Source organism: Sphingopyxis sp. H053 (assembly GCF_001468225.1).
Classification (GTDB): Bacteria; Pseudomonadota; Alphaproteobacteria; order Sphingomonadales; family Sphingomonadaceae; genus Sphingopyxis.
The window spans coordinates 40,671-56,478 of the sequence record NZ_LNRU01000013.1 but is presented as its reverse complement, the minus strand read 5'-3'; the positions used below and the strand labels follow the sequence as shown (position 1 = coordinate 56,478).

Annotated in this window: 17 protein-coding genes; 7 read left to right on the top strand and 10 right to left on the bottom strand. The window is 63.2% G+C overall.

Annotation, left to right across the window (positions count from 1 at the left end; all coding sequences use genetic code 11):
* Positions 1-15 precede the first annotated feature (15 nt).
* The 3 genes from ATE70_RS20605 to ATE70_RS20595 form a co-directional block, all read right to left on the bottom strand.
* Complete coding sequence (locus tag ATE70_RS20605) at positions 16-1,650, bottom strand: recombinase family protein (protein ID WP_058539492.1); 1,635 nt, start codon at positions 1,648-1,650, stop codon at positions 16-18.
* A gap of 79 nt (positions 1,651-1,729) precedes the next feature.
* The gene (locus tag ATE70_RS20600; RefSeq protein WP_058539443.1) at positions 1,730-1,936 is read right to left on the bottom strand and encodes a hypothetical protein; all 207 of its coding nucleotides are present in this window, start codon (positions 1,934-1,936) and stop codon (positions 1,730-1,732) included.
* Entirely contained in the window at positions 1,923-2,153 is a 231-nt protein-coding gene (locus ATE70_RS20595) for a helix-turn-helix transcriptional regulator (protein ID WP_058539442.1), read from the bottom strand. The genes ATE70_RS20600 and ATE70_RS20595 overlap by 14 nt, the downstream gene beginning before the upstream one ends.
* A 736-nt stretch (positions 2,154-2,889) precedes the next feature.
* Here ATE70_RS20595 and ATE70_RS20585 point away from each other — a divergent pair.
* Entirely contained in the window at positions 2,890-4,644 is a 1,755-nt protein-coding gene (locus tag ATE70_RS20585; protein ID WP_058539440.1) for a ParB/RepB/Spo0J family partition protein, read from the top strand.
* A 154-nt stretch (positions 4,645-4,798) separates the two neighbouring features.
* Here the strand turns inward: ATE70_RS20585 and ATE70_RS20580 are convergent, their stop codons facing one another.
* Positions 4,799-5,005 carry a hypothetical protein gene (locus tag ATE70_RS20580; protein WP_197411526.1) on the bottom strand — a complete coding sequence of 69 codons (207 nt, stop codon included), beginning with the start codon at positions 5,003-5,005 and terminating at the stop codon, positions 4,799-4,801.
* A 137-nt stretch (positions 5,006-5,142) separates the two neighbouring features.
* Between ATE70_RS20580 and ATE70_RS20575 the strand changes: the two genes are divergently transcribed.
* The 4 genes from ATE70_RS20575 to ATE70_RS20560 all read left to right on the top strand — a co-directional run bounded on the left by ATE70_RS20575 (position 5,143) and on the right by ATE70_RS20560 (position 7,769).
* Positions 5,143-5,775 carry a hypothetical protein gene (locus tag ATE70_RS20575; RefSeq protein WP_058539439.1) on the top strand — a complete coding sequence of 211 codons (633 nt, stop codon included), beginning with the start codon at positions 5,143-5,145 and terminating at the stop codon, positions 5,773-5,775.
* Positions 5,772-6,281 carry a sigma-70 family RNA polymerase sigma factor gene (locus ATE70_RS20570; protein WP_156420172.1) on the top strand — a complete coding sequence of 170 codons (510 nt, stop codon included), beginning with the start codon at positions 5,772-5,774 and terminating at the stop codon, positions 6,279-6,281. The genes ATE70_RS20575 and ATE70_RS20570 overlap by 4 nt, the downstream gene beginning before the upstream one ends.
* Positions 6,282-6,291: 10 nt before the next feature.
* A complete protein-coding gene (locus ATE70_RS20565; RefSeq protein WP_058539438.1) occupies positions 6,292-7,236 on the top strand; it encodes a hypothetical protein in 945 nt (314 codons plus the stop codon).
* 98 nt (positions 7,237-7,334) lie between these two features.
* Entirely contained in the window at positions 7,335-7,769 is a 435-nt protein-coding gene (locus ATE70_RS20560) for a MucR family transcriptional regulator (protein ID WP_058539437.1), read from the top strand.
* 3 nt (positions 7,770-7,772) lie between these two features.
* On the opposite strand, the gene ATE70_RS20555 is transcribed toward ATE70_RS20560, so the two are convergent.
* The 3 genes from ATE70_RS20555 to ATE70_RS20545 all read right to left on the bottom strand — a co-directional run bounded on the left by ATE70_RS20555 (position 7,773) and on the right by ATE70_RS20545 (position 9,478).
* Positions 7,773-8,657, bottom strand: a complete 885-nt coding sequence (locus tag ATE70_RS20555) for a hypothetical protein (protein ID WP_156419739.1) — start codon at positions 8,655-8,657, stop codon at positions 7,773-7,775.
* Positions 8,658-8,868: 211 nt separating this feature from the next.
* Complete coding sequence (locus tag ATE70_RS20550) at positions 8,869-9,150, bottom strand: conjugal transfer protein TraD (protein ID WP_058539435.1); 282 nt, start codon at positions 9,148-9,150, stop codon at positions 8,869-8,871.
* Positions 9,151-9,172: 22 nt separating this feature from the next.
* Positions 9,173-9,478, bottom strand: coding sequence for a conjugal transfer protein TraD (locus tag ATE70_RS20545; RefSeq protein WP_058539434.1), 306 nt, complete (start codon positions 9,476-9,478; stop codon positions 9,173-9,175).
* 173 nt (positions 9,479-9,651) lie between these two features.
* Here ATE70_RS20545 and traA point away from each other — a divergent pair, with 173 nt between their 5' ends.
* Both traA and ATE70_RS20535 read left to right on the top strand, forming a co-directional pair.
* Complete coding sequence (gene traA / locus ATE70_RS20540) at positions 9,652-12,648, top strand: Ti-type conjugative transfer relaxase TraA (RefSeq protein ID WP_058539433.1); 2,997 nt, start codon at positions 9,652-9,654, stop codon at positions 12,646-12,648.
* Between the two features lie 14 nt (positions 12,649-12,662).
* Positions 12,663-13,418 (top strand): DUF6118 family protein, encoded by a 756-nt coding sequence (locus ATE70_RS20535; protein WP_058539432.1) that lies wholly within the window; start codon positions 12,663-12,665, stop codon positions 13,416-13,418.
* 96 nt (positions 13,419-13,514) lie between these two features.
* Here the strand turns inward: ATE70_RS20535 and nhaA are convergent, their stop codons facing one another.
* The 3 genes from nhaA to ATE70_RS20520 all read right to left on the bottom strand — a co-directional run bounded on the left by nhaA (position 13,515) and on the right by ATE70_RS20520 (position 15,758).
* A complete protein-coding gene (gene nhaA / locus ATE70_RS20530) occupies positions 13,515-14,789 on the bottom strand; it encodes a Na+/H+ antiporter NhaA (RefSeq protein ID WP_058539431.1) in 1,275 nt (424 codons plus the stop codon).
* Between the two features lie 208 nt (positions 14,790-14,997).
* Positions 14,998-15,402 (bottom strand): response regulator, encoded by a 405-nt coding sequence (locus ATE70_RS20525; RefSeq protein WP_058539430.1) that lies wholly within the window; start codon positions 15,400-15,402, stop codon positions 14,998-15,000.
* The gene (locus ATE70_RS20520; RefSeq protein ID WP_058539429.1) at positions 15,369-15,758 is read right to left on the bottom strand and encodes a response regulator; all 390 of its coding nucleotides are present in this window, start codon (positions 15,756-15,758) and stop codon (positions 15,369-15,371) included. Before ATE70_RS20520 ends, ATE70_RS20525 begins: the two co-directional genes overlap by 34 nt.
* Positions 15,759-15,808: the final 50 nt, after the last annotated feature.

Here is a 15,808-nt window from a genome sequence, read left to right as displayed (position 1 = left end):
GCCATCCCATTTTCGTCATCCCCGCGAACCCGGGGACGCCTTTGTTATAACTCGGGTGGCGCGGGGCTGCGGGTTGTCGTTCACGAAGTCAAGAATGCCCATGAGCGAGCCGTGAAGCGTGGCGTGGACCTCGCCGCGCTTCCCGCCGGGATGCAGCACGATTTTGCCGACTAGCGAACGAATGTCGCTTGAAGCGTCAAGCCGCGTGTTCGGGTCTGCGAGCGTGTCGGTCAGCGCCGCGACCTTGCGCTTGTAGATTTCGGCGATGCCGGGATGCACGTCGGGAACATCGGCGGGCGCCTCGGCAAGCCGCGCGGTGATTTCGGCTTTCTCGCGATCGAGCTCGGCCATGCGCGCCTTCATGGCGGGCTGATACAGCCCGTCCTCGATCGCCACCATGATCCCCGCGACCGCCCGCTCGATCCGGGCCAGCCCGCGCCGGTCGGCATCGGCCTGAATGCGTCGCTCACGGTTCTGGCGGTTGATATATGCAGCATAGGCAGCAACCGCGGCCTCGATCTTGTCGGCCGATACCAGCCTCTCGGCGATACCCGCGAGCGCGCGGCTTTCGAGGTCCTCGCGGCGGATCGTCCGGTTATTGGTGCACGAGCCCCGGCGATGATGCCCGACACAGCCGTATCGATCGCCGACGACGATTGCATAGGTCTCACCACAGACGCCGCATTCCAGCAATCCCGAGAGCAGATAGGCCGGACGCCGCAGACCCTGCGCACTTCGAGACTGCGCGGCTTCCTTGACCGCCGTATAGCGTTCGGCCAGCGCTTGTTGCTGGCGCTTCGCGGCCTGCCACAGATCATCGCTTACGATGCGCAGCTCGGGCACCGCATTCCTCAGCCATTCGGATTCGGGATTGAGGCGCATGACCTCCTTGCCCGTGCTCGGGTCCTTGACGCTATGCTTGTGGTTCCAAGCGCGCACGCCGACATAAAGCTCGTTGTTGAGAATGCCTGTTCCCCGGCGCACGTCACCGCGGATGCTCGTGTCGCGCCATGGCTTTCCTGCCGGGCCTGTGACGCCATCGGCATTAAGGTCGCGAGCAATCGCGCCCGGACTCTTCCCCGCTGCGAACTCGGTGAAGATGCGTTCGATGACGAGCGCTTCGACGGGATCGATCTCGCGTTCTCCTCGCACCAGTTCGCCCTCGCTGGTGAGACGCCGGACCATGCGGTAGCCATAGCCGACCGCGCCTGCGGAGAAGCCTTTCTCGACGCGCCCGCGCAGACCGCGATGCGTCTTCTTCGCGAGGTCTTTGAGGAACAGCGCGTTCATCGTGCCCTTGAGCCCGACATGCAGCTCTGAAATCTCGCCTTCGGCGAGCGTCACGAGCGGCACGCGCGCGAACTGGAGATGCTTGAAGAGCGTCGCGACATCGGCCTGATCGCGCGACACGCGGTCAAGCGCCTCGGCGACGACAATATCGAACTTCCCAGCCTGCGCATCGGCGAGCAGCGACTGAATACCGGGCCGCAGGATCATGCTCGCGCCCGAGATGGCGGCATCCTCATAGCTGCCGACGAGTTGCCACCTCTCCCGCTCCGCGCGCTCGCGACAGATGCGCTGCTGGTCGGCGATCGACGCCGAGCTTTGCTGGTCGGAGGAATAGCGGGCGTAGAGCGCGGCGCGGATCATGGCATCGTCCTTCTGGAAAGGCGGAAACACAAGGCCCCGCACAACCGATAAGACAGTGTCGCGCCCGGAGCCCCTAGCGTCAACGCTTTAGGGGGCTCGGGTTTCTGCCGCCCGGCTCATTGTCGTTGGCCGCTTTCCGCGCCCGGATGTGCTCGCGGGCGACATGCCGCCCGATCGCTTCGGCGATGCGTGTCAGCGCGGCATCGACCTTGGCCGAGCGAAGCAAGGGCGCATTGTCATTGGCGGGGGCAATGTGCCCCTTCGGCAGCGGATCATCCTCGTGCATCGCCGCGCTCCACGTCATTGTCATTGTCCGGGCGATAGGCGGCGGGGTTGGCGATCCAGCGATCGATGGCCGATTCATGCCAGCCGGCGCCGTGGACGCCGATCTTCAACTGCGGCGGGAAGGTGCCCTCGGCCATCTTGCGGTAGATGGTCGAGCGCGAAAGCCCGGTGCGGTCGAGTACGGTCTTGAGACGGACGATTCTTTCGGGAGCGGACACGGGATTACCTCCAACACCTAATGGTTGACGACGCTCCCTGGCGGCAGGTTGCAATGATAGACGTCCGTCTTGCAAGTGCCTTTTCGCTGCATCTCCGTACCATCGCACCATAGGGTGCAAAAACAGGCGTTAGAGAACAATGTCGCCCAATCGGCGGCTCGCGGCGCCAACAAGCGGCAATAGGAAAGCATTGGAACGAACCGCATCGTCTCGTGACGGAGGCGTGGATCAACGATCGGCTTGCGATTTCCGTTCGCATATCTCGCATACCTCCTGTCCGGTGGTCTGCCCGCTATGCGCCAGGCTGCCTCACCTTGCCCGACGCGTGCAATGGGGGAGGCATTTCAGTGCCGATCAGGCGTATTCCGGTGCCGATACGTCGAGCTTTGCGTCCCGCCTGCGGCGGTCGTGCTCTATTCCGCTTCGCTCCACCGAGCCGCCGCTCTGCGCCGTCTCGTCGGCTGAAGCCGTGACGATCGACTGACGCGAGGGGCCGGAGCATGGCCCCGGCCCGAAGGTCATCGCGCTTTGCGCGCTGGCGTGGGCCTCCGGCCGTGCGAGGTGGTCGTCGCTCTCCTCTGAGGCCCGCCCGGCAGGGCGCAACCCCTGCGGGGTTCTCCACCTTGTTCCGACCCTTCGGGTGCGCCCTGCCTTGATGGCGGGCCTCTCCGGTCGCTCTCGACGCCCACCCCGCTCAGCCGGGGCTGCGGTGGTTGAAGAGCAAAGGAGAGAGATCATGGAACTCAAGCATATCGACATCGCACATCTTTCGGTTTCGCCCGCCAACATGCGCGGGGTCACGAAGAAGCCGGACCTTACCAATATCCTGCCGTCGGTCCGGGCGCGAGGCATCCTCGTGCCGCTGATCGTCAGGCCGAGCGGTGCGGAAGGCACCTATGAGATCGTTGCGGGCAAACGGCGCTATCATGCAGCCCTTACCATCGCCGGAGAGCAGGATGGTATGGACCCGCTGCCCTGCGCGGTCATGGAAGCCGGTGATGATGCGGCGGCCTTGGAAGCTTCGCTGATCGAGAATATCGCCCGCCTCGACCCCGACGAGATCAATCGCTGCGAAGCTTTCACCCGACTTGTTCGCGAAGGCCGGAGCATCGAAGATATCGAGCTGACCTTCGGCCTCACCTCATTGCAGGTCAAGCGGACGCTCGCGATCGGCAACCTGCTACCTCGCATCCGCACCATGTATCGGACCGAGAAGGTCGATGTCGTCACCATGAGGCACCTGACCCTCGCATCGAAGACGCAGCAGCGTGACTGGCTGGCGCTCGTCGATTGTCCGGAGAAGCGCGCGCCTACAGGGAGCCAGCTCAAAGCATGGCTGTTCGGCGGCAGCGCGATTGCGACCAAGGTAGCGATGTTCGACCTCGCGGGTTACCCCGGCGAGATTGTCTCTGACTTGTATGATGAGGACCGCTATTTTGCCGATAGCGAAGTTTTCTGGACCGCGCAGATGGCCGAGGTCGAGAAGCAGGTCAGCTTCTATCACGACACCGGCTGGTCCGATGACGTCGTCATGGAGCGCGGCGCCTACTTCGATCGCTGGGAGTATGAACGCTGCCCGAAGAAGAAGGGCGGCAAAATCTTCGTGACCGTCAGCCATCGCGGCGAGGTTGCCTTCCACGAAGGTTATATCACCAACAAGGAGGCGCGGCGGCGGGCCAAGGGTGAAATGGGTTCCGATGCCGCCAAGCCGGCGCGGCCCGAGGTCAGTGCAGCACTCGGCAACTATATTGACCTCCATCGCCATGTCGCAGTTCGTGCCTCGCTGTTGTCCGAACCGGGCATCGCGCTTCGCATGATCGTCGCCCATGCCATCGTCGGTTCGCCGCTGTGGCGGGTCGATGTCGAGAAGCAGCGCGCAGCCAGCGATGCGATTGCCGAGAGCGTCGAGGTTTCGCAAAGCGAAGCGGCGTTCGACACGAAGCGACGCGAGGTGCTCGCACTGCTCGGTTTCGACGCTGAAACGCCGACGGTGACCGGCGGCTATGATGGCGAACATGGTGTTGCGGGGCTGTTCGTCCGCTTGGCTGCGCTGTCCGACGAGGCGGTGATGAGCATCCTTCCCGTGGTCATGGGCGAGACGCTTGCCGTCGCCAGCGCCGAGATCGACATGCTAGGCCGGTTGCTCGGCACCGACATGCGCGCTTGCTGGCAGGATGACACGGTGTTGCCCGACCTGATCCGCGACAAGCAATTGCTCACCGCCATCGTTGCCGAGGTTGCGGGTGATGATGTTGCCGAGGCCAATGCAGACACCACGGCCAAGGTGCAGCGCGGCATTCTTGTCGATTGCCTCACGGGCAGCAATGGCCGGGCGAAAGTGGAGGGCTGGCTTCCCAAATACTTCGCCTTCCCGCCTTCGGGCTACAGGGATCGTGGCGGTATCGGCTGCGTCGAGCGGAGCGCGCGCATCGCCCCGCTTCTGACCCCGGCACAGATCGAGGAAGAGCCGGAGATGCGCCAAGCGGCCTGATCGGCTTTCGCTATCATCGTTGGAGGAACGGCTACGCCCGTTCCTCCAAATTTTCGCCCGGCGCGAAAGCGCCGGGCATTCTGGGGTCACATGCGGAATGATGGTGCGCGCCTAGCCGACCGGCGGCGCAAGACCATAGTTTGTGGATATTCCGTCAGGCCGGAAACGACCCACCGGCCTTCTTCTCGCGCTCAAGTTCCAGCCGCTCGACTTCGCGTTCCACGATTTCTCGGATGAACTTGGCGCGCCGATTGGGGCCGATCAGATCGTCAATCCGCTCTCCCAGCCCTTCCGGCAGGCGAATGACGGTCGTTTTCACTCCAAGCGGCGGTCTTCCCATGGAAGCGTCGTAACCGGCCATGATGCCCTTTCAATCGCAACTTCACTAACAGATATCGGTTATTGATAAATAGCCACTGCTGGCCTTATAAGCGATATCGGATAATCCTTCACACTGCACCCGGCGGTCCGGAGGGCGCAACGGATGGAGGCATGGCAATGGCAGAGCATGAATATCCTTTGGCCGATTCGACGGGTGGCACGTCTCGACGCGCATTGCTGCGCGGGCTGACCGTTGCGCCGGTTGCTACATCGGCGATCCTCCCGCCCTGGGATCATGCGCTGACGCTGCTTCACGATCAGTATGACCATGAACCGGCCGCGCTCGTCCGGACCAGGGAGCGGCGGAGTTTAAGCCGCTTCCGCTACCACAATGCCGAAACCTTTTTCGAATCGCTGGACCGGGGTTTCTACGATCGGCGCGACGAGATGCTTTATCAGTCGGGCATCGTCGCCCAGCTCGCGCTGACCTCGCATCTGCTCGACGTCGGCTTTTCGGACCGATGGAATGCCCGGCATGTCCGGCTCGATATCGCGAAGGGACTGGCCTACGCCAATGCGACGGGCTTCGTGCATCACTGCCCCGACATGGCGCGCCTTGCGGCGGTTCTCTCGCCCTATTGGAAATGGGGTCATGCGCACCAGTTCGACCAGCCGCGACCCGACGATGGCGGGTTCACCCTTGACGCTGTTCGTCCCATCCTGCGCGCCTTGCTCGATCGCATCCGTGACGTGACCGGGCATTCGCGTCCCGGTGGCGCGCGCCGACGTGAGCGGGATGCGCGGCCGTGACCGCGCCTCTGGAGATCGCGGTATTCAATGCCGTCTATCGCGCCGAACATCAGCGCCTGCTGCGCAAGCTGCGACGGCGCGTCGGTCCCGACGAGGCGCCCGATCTGGCGCAGGAGGCATTCGCGCGGCTGCTCGGTAGCGGGGCGCTCGAACGCCTCGACAATCCGCAAGCCTATCTGTCGCGGATCACCCGCAACCTGCTGATCGACCGCGTGCGCCGGAAGCAACGGGGATGCCCTATCTTCTTTCCGCTCGACGAGGACCGCATCCCGCCGGCGCCACCCGAGCAGACGCGCCGGATCGAGGCAATCGACTTGCAGCGCCTCTATCGGCGCACCGTTCGCGCGATGCCGCCCAAGACCCGGCGCGTGTTCGTGATGCACCGCGTCCATCGCTTGACCTACAAACAAATCGCCGCCGAGCTTGGCGTCTGCATCCAGACCGTCGATTACCATATGATGCGTGGGCTCGCGCTGTGTCGCGCGGCCATCGCGGCGCAATGGTGAGGCGCTGATCATGACCGGTCACGACGAACGCCGCCGCAACGCGATACTGAGCCTGCCCGCGCTTTCGCGCGCGCTGTTCCTGCTCCACAATTTCTACGGCGTCGAGATCGGCGAGATGGCGGGAGAGCTTGGGGTCAATCGCGACATCATCCACACCTGCCTCGCCGATGCGCGCGCGATCGTTCGGGCGCATGTCTGCTATACGGACCCAGTGCCTGGCATCGGGTCAGCGACCGCCGCCTTGCAAGCGCGGTTGCAGCGCGACTACCGGCAAACGATCGCGGCTGCTTTCGCCGAAAGCGGCTATCCGAACAACATTGCGTGGCCCGATCCAATTGCCGACATCGCAGCCGATGAGGAAGCGGCAACTGCGTTCCTCGTCGCGCAGTTATCGGCACTGCTACGCAAGGCAGTTGTGCGATCGCGCCGCGCCGGTGTCGCTGCGGTCGATCAATGGCGCTTCGTCGGACCGTGGTGCCGGCGTCGGCGCGACCGCCTGTTGCGCGTCAACGACGCACTCCGCTGCTCTGGCTGGCAGCCGTTCGACGAATGGCTGGCCGACCGCATGGTTTCCGATCATCGTTACCCGCATGGATATGCGGATTTTCGCCGGCGGCGGCGGCCCTTGCCGGAGGAACGACCGATGACGGCGGCCGAAGCCGATGGAGACGAGATCGCCGACACGGTGCAGATTCCGGTGCGGCTGGTCGAACAACCCGAACTCACCCGGCACGTCTGGATATTCTTCCATCATTATGGCCGGTCCTATGAAGAAATCGGCCGGAGGCTCGGCATTGGCCGCGCCGATGTCGAACGTCGCCGCGCGCAGGCAGAATATGCGATCCTTGGCGCGGACTATCCATCGCTGGCCTCGCGCATTTGCTTCAAGCTTATGGTGAAACGCCTGTCGTTCGAATGGCGATGGGAAGTGATCCGGTCCGCCCTTTATGGTTAGGTGCCAAACGCATGATTGCTGCCCCGCTCTTGAAGCGGGGACAAACTGCGTGCATGTCACAAATCAATAAAATTGCACTGCGCCGATGGAGAGCAGATATGGAAGATCAGGAAACGCTCGTCACGCTGACGGCCGATATTGTTGCGGCGCATGTGAGCAACAACAGTGTTGCCATATCGGATATTTCGCTGGTCATTCGTTCTGTACACGATGCGCTAGCCGGACTAGGCGCGACTGCGGGAACCGAAGTCAAACAGGAACCGGCGGTGTCGATCCGTTCGTCGGTGAAGCCCGACTACATCGTCTGTCTCGAAGATGGCAAGAAGATGAAGATGCTTCGGCGCCACTTGATGACGCATTACAACATGACGTCCGACGACTATCGCGCCAAATGGAACCTGCCCAAAGATTATCCGATGGTTGCACCGAACTATACCGAGAAGCGCCGCGCGCTCGCGAAGGAAATCGGCCTCGGCACCAAGGGCCGCGGCGGCGGTCGCAAGAAGAAGACCGTCTCCCTCTTCAAGAAATAACCTTCAGCCTCCGACAGCTTGGCTGTCCAGCGCATCGGCGATCATCGCCGCGAGCGATTCCTCGGCGCGGATGCGCACGATCGCATCCTTGCTGTCGAGGTCACGCCGTATCCATTGCGGCGCGCGTTCGATCACCCGAAGAACGGTATCTGCCAATATCTGCGTCATGGCGCGCCTATGGCAGCCTGGTCGCGATCGGGCAACGCTTCTGCCGGAGTATTGGCCGCGTTCATCGCCGCCCATATGGCAGGGGACCATGCCGAAGGCCGGTGCCACGATACTGTTCCAGATTGTCGCCCCGGACGGCCCGCCGCGCTTCACTTCGATCTCCGCCAGCGTTTCGCAAGGTTGCCGGATCAGGACCGGAACGAAACGCATGTGCAGCTTTGGCGTTATGACATCGCGCGCCGGAAATGTTTGATGGAATCCCCTCAGGCTCGGGTCGAGGCGATGATGCAAATAAGGGTCGTGCCAGCCTTCGGTCTCGGCGAACAAGTCTCTCACCCGATCATCGACACAATCCTCGACGCGCGCATGGACTCGCGGGGCCGCTGCGTCGGCCAAAATGACGTCCGGAACGAGCGGCAGGATCGCCGAGTCCCAGCGTTGAAGCGCCAAAGTGGTATCGACAAGAAGAAAGGGCGGCGCGCAGACCCACGCATGACCGGCAGCGGCATCGAGGTCAGGATCGCGCTTGAAAGCGATCGTCTGCATCGTTCGCCTGAGGCCCCGATCGGGAGCTTCGATGACGACCGATCCGAACAGGCCGAAACTCCAGACATGTAGGAGGTCAAGCATTCGCGTCATCATCGAACAGGCGGCGATGCAGCGGCCGTGTGCATCCTGGGCAGCGAAGGCGGCGCTGAGCAAATAGGCGAGCTTCGGCACCGTCACCCGGACATGCGCCTCATAGCCCGAAGACATCGGCCGCGTCAGAACCCATTGCGCATATCTGGCGAGATAGGCGGGGTCGTTGCTTTCGCGTGCCAGAAAGCCAAGCTGATCGGTGAAACCGAACTCGTCCGGATCGATGCCCGACGCCCTGAAGTCGGCCGTCAGCAATGCGTGCTGCCCCACGGTGAACATCGTCTGCCTTTCGTTATCGACCATCACCTTGTCCTCGTGCCGCGACCGGTGAAGGACGTTTATCGCGGGCGGTCTCCTGCTCGGTCTCGAACGCCCGCTTGCCTTTGCGTCGCCAAAGCGCAATGATTTGGTCGCGTTCCTCGCCGTCCAATATCGCAGCAACGGCGAGGAACGCGCCATAGAGCGTCGCCCGATCGTCGTCGGTGAGATCGACGAGTCCGGCCTTCACGACGAGCCCGCCGAGTTCGATGAGTTGTTTCGTGCGCTCGCGGCGCTTGACCACCCATTCGCGCATGTCGCCTCGCGCCTTTCGTGCTTCAACGCGATGCCGCGCCGTCGTCGAGCGGTAGAGTGCTTTCCCGCTGTTGTTCAGATCGCGGCGCAGGTTTGCGCTCCGCTCGCTGAAAGAAGGCCGCGCCCGTCTTGCGCCACTCCTCCTTCACGCTCGCATCTTTAATGGCAGCGGCACCGAGCAGCGCGCCCGCGAGTATGTCGGCTTCGAGCGCATCGGCGCCGCTCGCAATGACGAGTTCGCCGAGCTGGCGAACGCGGCGTTCCTTGAGCAGCTTCGCCTTGTCGGCGAGCGCCCTCAGCTCCGAATCAAAATCCCGCGGCTTGCGCATCGTAAGTCTCCATTTGAGTGACGATGGAGCCATGATAGAAGAAGCGCGGCGCGAACGCAGTAGAGTCGCCGGGACAATCTGACACCGCCTAGTCCCTGCCGAGAATTTATTCGAGGAGGGCGCGCTTATACGTCGTGCCGACGTGGCTTTTGAAGTGTAGATGGATTGCCGTCATGGCAATCTTCCACCTCTCGGTCAAAGTCATCAGCCGCGCCGTCGGACGGAGCGCCGTAGCCGCTGCCGCCTATCGTTCGGCCGACCGGTTGCACGACCAGCGCCTCGATCGCGCGCATGACTTCTCCAACAAATCGGGTGTCGTACACAGCGAAGTGCTGTTGCCCGACAACGCCCCCGACGAATGGCACGACCGCGAGCGATTGTGGAATGACGTTGAGGCGTTCGAGAAACGGAAGGACGCGCAGCTTGCCCGCGAGGTCGAGTTCGCGATCCCGCGCGAGATGAACCAGGCGCAGGGCATCGAGTTGGCGCAGGATTTTGTGCAAGCCGAGTACGTCGATCGAGGCATGATCGCCGATCTTAATGTCCATTGGGACATCGGCGCCGACGGCATCGCGAAGCCGCACGCGCACGTCATGCTGACGATGCGCGAAATCGTCGTGGGCGACGATGGCGAAGCGGGCTTCGGCGCCAAGGTTCGCGAGTGGAATCGCACGGAGCTTGTAGAGCAGTGGCGCGAGCGCTGGGCCGATCATGTGAACCAGCGCCTGGCCGAACTCGACATCGATGCGCGGATCGATCATCGCAGTCTCGAAGCGCAGGGGATTGCACTTGAACCGCAATACAAGATCGGCCCCGCCGCATCGAGCATGGGGGACCGCGGCCTCGAAGTCGAACGGATCGAGGATCACCGCGCGGTCGCGCAGCGCAATGGCGAGCGGATTATCGCGGAGCCTCGCGTCGCGCTCGATGCGATCACTCACCATCAGGCGACGTTCACGAACCGAGACCTTGCCATATTCGCGCACCGCCACAGCGACGGACGCGAACAGTTCGATGCGGTGATGGGTGCGGTGCGCGCATCGCCCGACCTCATCGAACTCGGTCAGGACGGGCGCGGCGAGGATCGCTTCACCAGTCGCGACATGATCGAAACCGAGCAGCGGTTGCAACGTGCCGCCGAGATCATGGCGGAACGCGAGCGTCATCGGGTGTCGGACGCTGACCGGGAGGGCGCGCTAGCGCGCGCGGAAGCAACCGGCCTTGTGCTATCTGGCGAGCAGCGCGGTGCATTCGAGCATGTGACGAGCGAGCGCGATTTGAGCGTTGTCGTCGGCTATGCCGGGACCGGCAAGAGCGCGATGCTCGGGGTCGCACGCGAAGCTTGGAAAAGCGCCGGGCTGGAGGTGCGCGGCGCCGCGCTGTCGGGAATCGCGGCAGAGGGGCTGGAGAATGGCTCCGGCATCGCCTCGCGCACCATCGCCAGCCTCGAACATGGCTGGTCGCAGGGCCGAGACCTGCTCACATCGCGCGACGTTCTCGTCATCGACGAAGCCGGTATGGTTGGCACGCGGCAGATCGAGCGCGTGCTTGGCCACGCAGCCGACGCCGGCGCAAAGGTCGTGCTGGTCGGCGACCCGCAGCAGTTGCAGGCGATCGAGGCGGGTGCGGCATTCCGGTCGATCCATGAACGGAACGGCGGTGTCGAGATCACCGAGGTCCGGCGACAGCGTGAGAACTGGCAGCAGGATTCCACGCGCGAGTTGGCAACGGGACGCACGGGCGATGCAATCCGGGCCTATGATGAAAGGGGAATGGTGCACGCTGCCGAAACGAGAGAGGCGGCGCGCGAGGAGCTGATAGAGCATTGGGACCGCGACCGGAAGATGGATAATAGCGCGAGCCGGATCATCCTGACCCACACCAACGACGAGGTGCGCGAGTTGAATGATGCCGGACGTGGCCGGATGCGCGCGGCGGGCGATCTCGGTGACGACGTGCGCCTCAAGGTCGAGCGCGGCGATCGAGATTTTGCGTCCGGCGACCGCATCATATTCTTGCGCAATGAGCGCAGCCTTGATGTGAAGAACGGCACGCTCGGCACCATCGAGCAGGTTAATGAGCAGCGCATGGCGGTGCGCACCGATGATGGCCGGTCGGTCGCGTTCGACATCAAAGATTATCGCGACCTCGATCATGGCTATGCCGCCACGATCCACAAAGCGCAGGGCATGACCGTCGATAAGACGCATGTGCTCGCGACCCCCGGCATGGACCGCCACGGCACCTATGTCGCCATGTCGCGCCACCGTGACGGCCTGGCGCTCCATTATGGCCGCGACGACTTCAGGCATCAGTCGCGGCTTGTCCGCACCCTGTCGCGTGAACGGCCCAAGGATATGGCGAGCGATTATGCGCGCGCCGACCCCACTCGCACTTTTGCCGAGCGGCGCGGCATCGGCTTGGGCGAACGCGTCGCCAAAATCGTCAAGGCCGTGCCGGAGAAGGTACGCGGCATCTTCGACAATTTCCGGCCCAAGGCCGAGCCGGAGCGCGGCCGGGGCATGTTCGATGGGTTCCGGCCAGCACCGCGGTCACACCAGCCGGAACGGAGCGACCAGCTCGCCCGCGAGGTGCAGCCGATGCGCGCTGGCGGTCTTCGCGGAGCGGTGGAACGCTATGCACGGGCGGTCGACGCGGTGCACCAGACCCGTGCGCAGGGCTTCGATCCGATGCCGCACCAGCGCGTGGCGCTAGACCGGGCCAAGGATGCGCTCGACGCGATCCGGCCCCATGCGAGCGCCGATCTTGGTGCAGCCTTCGAACGCCAGCCGGAGCTTGTCCGCGAGGCGGCGGAGGGGCGCAGCCAAACCGCGCTGCAAGCAATGAGCAAGGAAGCGGAAATCCGCATCGATCCTTATAGCCGCGCCGACCGCTTCGTCGAAGGCTGGCAGCAGTTGCAACGCCAGCGCGAAAACCTGGTGCGCGATGGCGATTTGCGGGGCGCGAAGCGCGTCACGCAGACCATGTCGGGCATGGCGAAAAGCCTCGAACGCGACGCCCAGCTTGAATCGGTGCTCGGCGGGCGCAGCCGCGAGCTTGGCCTGGAGATCGCCCGCGACATGGGCCGCAGCCTGTCGCGCGACCTCGCGAACTCCATCCCCGTCGATCACGTCCGCGACCTTGGGCGCGGCATGGGCATCGGCCATTAGTCAGGAGAAGATAGATGGAAGGCCAGAAATTGCCGGTCAGCGCGCATAAGTCGGAATCCCGCGACGAAACAGCGGCCGAAGCGTTCGCCCGGCTTGGTGATCGGGTGGCGGGACTGGACGGGCGCATCGCGCTCATGGCTCGCGCGGTCGAGCATATGGCAGCCGAGCGGTTCGACATCGAGGTCCCCGACTATAATCCGACGCTGGAAAAGACGAACGCCAAGCTCGCCGACATCGACAAGCGGTTGAAGGCGATCGAAGATGCGCCCGCGCTGGACATGACCCCTGAGAATATGGGCGCGCGTATGACCGCAGCGGCACAAAAAGCCCGCGAGACCGACAGGGCCAGCGTCCAGAAAGTCCAGCAGAGTCAGGCAAGCGCAGTACAAGCGCTGCACCAGATCATCGGCAACGCCCGCACACGGGAGCAGCAGCGCCAGCAAATGTGGTGGGGCGTGAGTGGCGGAATCTTTGCCGGGTGCCTACTCTGGTCACTCCTGCCCGGTATTGTCGCTCGCGCCATGCCTGAGAACTGGCACTGGCCAGAACGCATCGCACGGCGAACGGTTGGCGAGCCGAGCCTTTGGGAAGCCGGAGTCCGCATCATGCAGGCCGATAGCCCGGAGGCGTGGCAGGCCATCGCCGAGGCGGCCGAAATGCGCCGCGACAATCGCGAGGCTATCGGCACCTGTGAACAGGTCGCCGCAAAGGCCGAGAAGCCAGTGCCCTGTACTATCAGGATCAGGACGCGAACCGATCGACGGGATTAAAGCAAGCCACACCGCGTGAACGTTTTGGATTAAGCGGGGCAAAGGTCCCAACCCGGCAACTCGCCGACGCTGGAACTCGCGATAACGGAGAGATTGCTACTGCCCCCGATCAGCGCAGATTCTTTCAACATCGCCATCGTTTGCAATCTCCTCCGCTTGCGCTACTTCCTGGCGCGTTTGGCCGGGATGCGGCGGGGCGAAGCGAAGCAGGACATAGCCGGTCAGCGCGGCCAGAATCGAACCCGCAAGGGTGCCCAGCTTGGCTTCTTCGACCAACTCGGGGTCCGCAAAAGCGAGGCCGCCGATGAACAGGCTCATCGTGAAACCGATGCCGCAGATCACGGCAACGGCATAAATCTGGAGCCATGTCGCGCCGCGCGGTTTGGCGGCAAAACCAGATTTGACCGCAAGCCAAACAGCCCCGAAAATTCCCAGCTGCTTGCCAAGGAAAAGTCCTGCGGCAATGCCCACGGGCATTGGAGCCAGTATCTCGTCGATGGAGATCCCGGCGAGTGCAACCCCGGCATTGGCGAAACCGAACAGCGGGACAATGAAATAAGCCACCGGCGCGTCGAGCGCATGCTCGAGCTTGTGGAGCGGCGAATCGGGCGAGTCGGGGTTTCCCGGCGTATGGATAATCGGTACGGCGAAAGCGGCGAGTACACCGGCGATGGTCGCATGAACGCCCGAAAGCAGCACCGCGTACCAGAGCAAGGCGAAGCCGATCAGATAAATCGGCAGCGACCGCACGCCAAGCCGGTTGAGCGCGAACATCGCGGCGAGAATGACGGCAGCGGCAACGAGCGCGGGAATAGCGAGGCCCGCAGTATAGAAGAGAGCAATGATCGCGACCGCGCCCATGTCATCGACGATCGCCACGGTAACCAGAAAAAGCTTGAGCGACGTGGGCGCGCGTCTTCCGAGCAGCGCAAGCACGCCGATCGCAAAGGCGATGTCTGTCGCAGCCGGAATCGCCCAGCCGTTTACAAGCGCTGGTTCGCTGCCGGCGAACAGCAAATAGACAGCGGCGGGAACCGCCATTCCGGCAATCGCCGCGACCACGGGCAAGCGGCGCTGCTGCCAGGTCGACAGGCGACCATCGACCAACTCACGCTTGATCTCCAGCCCGACGAAAAGGAAGAAAATCGCCATCAGGCCATCGTTAATCCAAAGATGCGCGGTCATCGGACCTAGCTTCTCGGTCAGCGCGGGACTTATCGGCGTGTGGAGCATATCGTGGTAGAGACCACCCAGCGCCGAATTGGCGACGATCATCGCGAGCGCAGCGGCCGCCATCAGGATGATACCGCCCGCTGCTCCGCTAGCCAGGAAAGCGCGAAGCGCGGATGTCGGGCGCTCGTTGTGGGTCATTCCGATGACCTAGCGGCACCTTGGTCGAGGTGCCAGCCCCAACCTTCGGCGTCGTGCTTCAAGAACGCGCGGGGCCTTCACCGCCGAGCGTTCGGGTCATTTGAAGCGAGTTCCAGCAGCAGGCCAGATATCCAGATTCTCCGCTGGGCGCTTCGCTGACACGCTTTGACGGCGCTCGGCCTCTTGCTTCCGAAAGTTTCCAAACGAGCTAGGGGGTCTCGCGCCTAGTTGCAGCTAGGAGGCGCTTGATGTGAGCTGCGACGCTTTCCGGATCATAGGGCCTTTGGAAATGCGGACCCTCATCGCATAGGTGGCCTGCAGCCTTCGCGGCCGAATCGACATTCCCGGCAAGAACAATCTCGACATCGGGATAATGGTCCCTGACCCAGATCCGTAACTCGAACGCATTGAATTTTCCTGACAGCTCGGCGTCGGCCAACAGCGCGTCGATCTTCACCGCGCCTTCCTCAAGCGCCATGATCACCTCGTCGGACGTCGCCGCCTCGAAGACCTTGTATCCGCAGTGCCGAAGATACTCGGCGAGCGCGTTGCGTATCAAGACGTCAGCGTCGGCGACGATCAGGCACTGTGGGTCTGGGAGCTCTTCTGCCATGGGTCTCCAATCCACCGTGCGATTGCATCGGCGAGCTCGGCCATACTGTAGGGTTTCGCAAGAAATTCATCGGCCGGATAGGATTCGGATTTGAACAGGTGAGCCGAGCAGACGATGACGGGGCGACCGGGCGCCAGCAATTTGGAGCGGCGTGTCAGTTCCATCCCATCGACTTCGCCGGGCATGCGGACATCGGTGACAATGAGATCGACGACCTTCCCGGAACTCAGAATGTCGAACCCCTCATCGCCGTCCGCAGCTTCCAGAACTTGATATCCGACGTCCCGCAGCGAATCCGCCAGCATAAATCTGATCAGGAACTCGTCCTCGACGACGAGTATCGTCTGTGCGTCCACCTTCGGCCCTCATCCACGACGCGAACTCAGCGACCCCGGTTGGACCCGCA

What these genes read in the sequence shown, in the direction of transcription:
- ATE70_RS20575 (WP_058539439.1), top strand. Translation starts at nt 5,143, where the DNA reads ATGGCAGAGCATGAATATCCTTTGGCCGATTCGACGGGTGGCACGTCT.
- ATE70_RS20580 (WP_197411526.1), bottom strand. Translation starts at nt 5,005, where the DNA reads ATGGCCGGTTACGACGCTTCCATGGGAAGACCGCCGCTTGGAGTGAAA.
- traA (WP_058539433.1), top strand. Translation starts at nt 9,652, where the DNA reads ATGGCAATCTTCCACCTCTCGGTCAAAGTCATCAGCCGCGCCGTCGGA.
- ATE70_RS20585 (WP_058539440.1), top strand. Translation starts at nt 2,890, where the DNA reads ATGGAACTCAAGCATATCGACATCGCACATCTTTCGGTTTCGCCCGCC.
- ATE70_RS20600 (WP_058539443.1), bottom strand. Translation starts at nt 1,936, where the DNA reads ATGCACGAGGATGATCCGCTGCCGAAGGGGCACATTGCCCCCGCCAAT.
- ATE70_RS20605 (WP_058539492.1), bottom strand. Translation starts at nt 1,650, where the DNA reads ATGATCCGCGCCGCGCTCTACGCCCGCTATTCCTCCGACCAGCAAAGC.
- ATE70_RS20545 (WP_058539434.1), bottom strand. Translation starts at nt 9,478, where the DNA reads ATGCGCAAGCCGCGGGATTTTGATTCGGAGCTGAGGGCGCTCGCCGAC.
- ATE70_RS20565 (WP_058539438.1), top strand. Translation starts at nt 6,292, where the DNA reads ATGACCGGTCACGACGAACGCCGCCGCAACGCGATACTGAGCCTGCCC.
- ATE70_RS20535 (WP_058539432.1), top strand. Translation starts at nt 12,663, where the DNA reads ATGGAAGGCCAGAAATTGCCGGTCAGCGCGCATAAGTCGGAATCCCGC.
- nhaA (WP_058539431.1), bottom strand. Translation starts at nt 14,789, where the DNA reads ATGACCCACAACGAGCGCCCGACATCCGCGCTTCGCGCTTTCCTGGCT.
- ATE70_RS20560 (WP_058539437.1), top strand. Translation starts at nt 7,335, where the DNA reads ATGGAAGATCAGGAAACGCTCGTCACGCTGACGGCCGATATTGTTGCG.
- ATE70_RS20550 (WP_058539435.1), bottom strand. Translation starts at nt 9,150, where the DNA reads ATGCGCGAATGGGTGGTCAAGCGCCGCGAGCGCACGAAACAACTCATC.
- ATE70_RS20525 (WP_058539430.1), bottom strand. Translation starts at nt 15,402, where the DNA reads ATGGCAGAAGAGCTCCCAGACCCACAGTGCCTGATCGTCGCCGACGCT.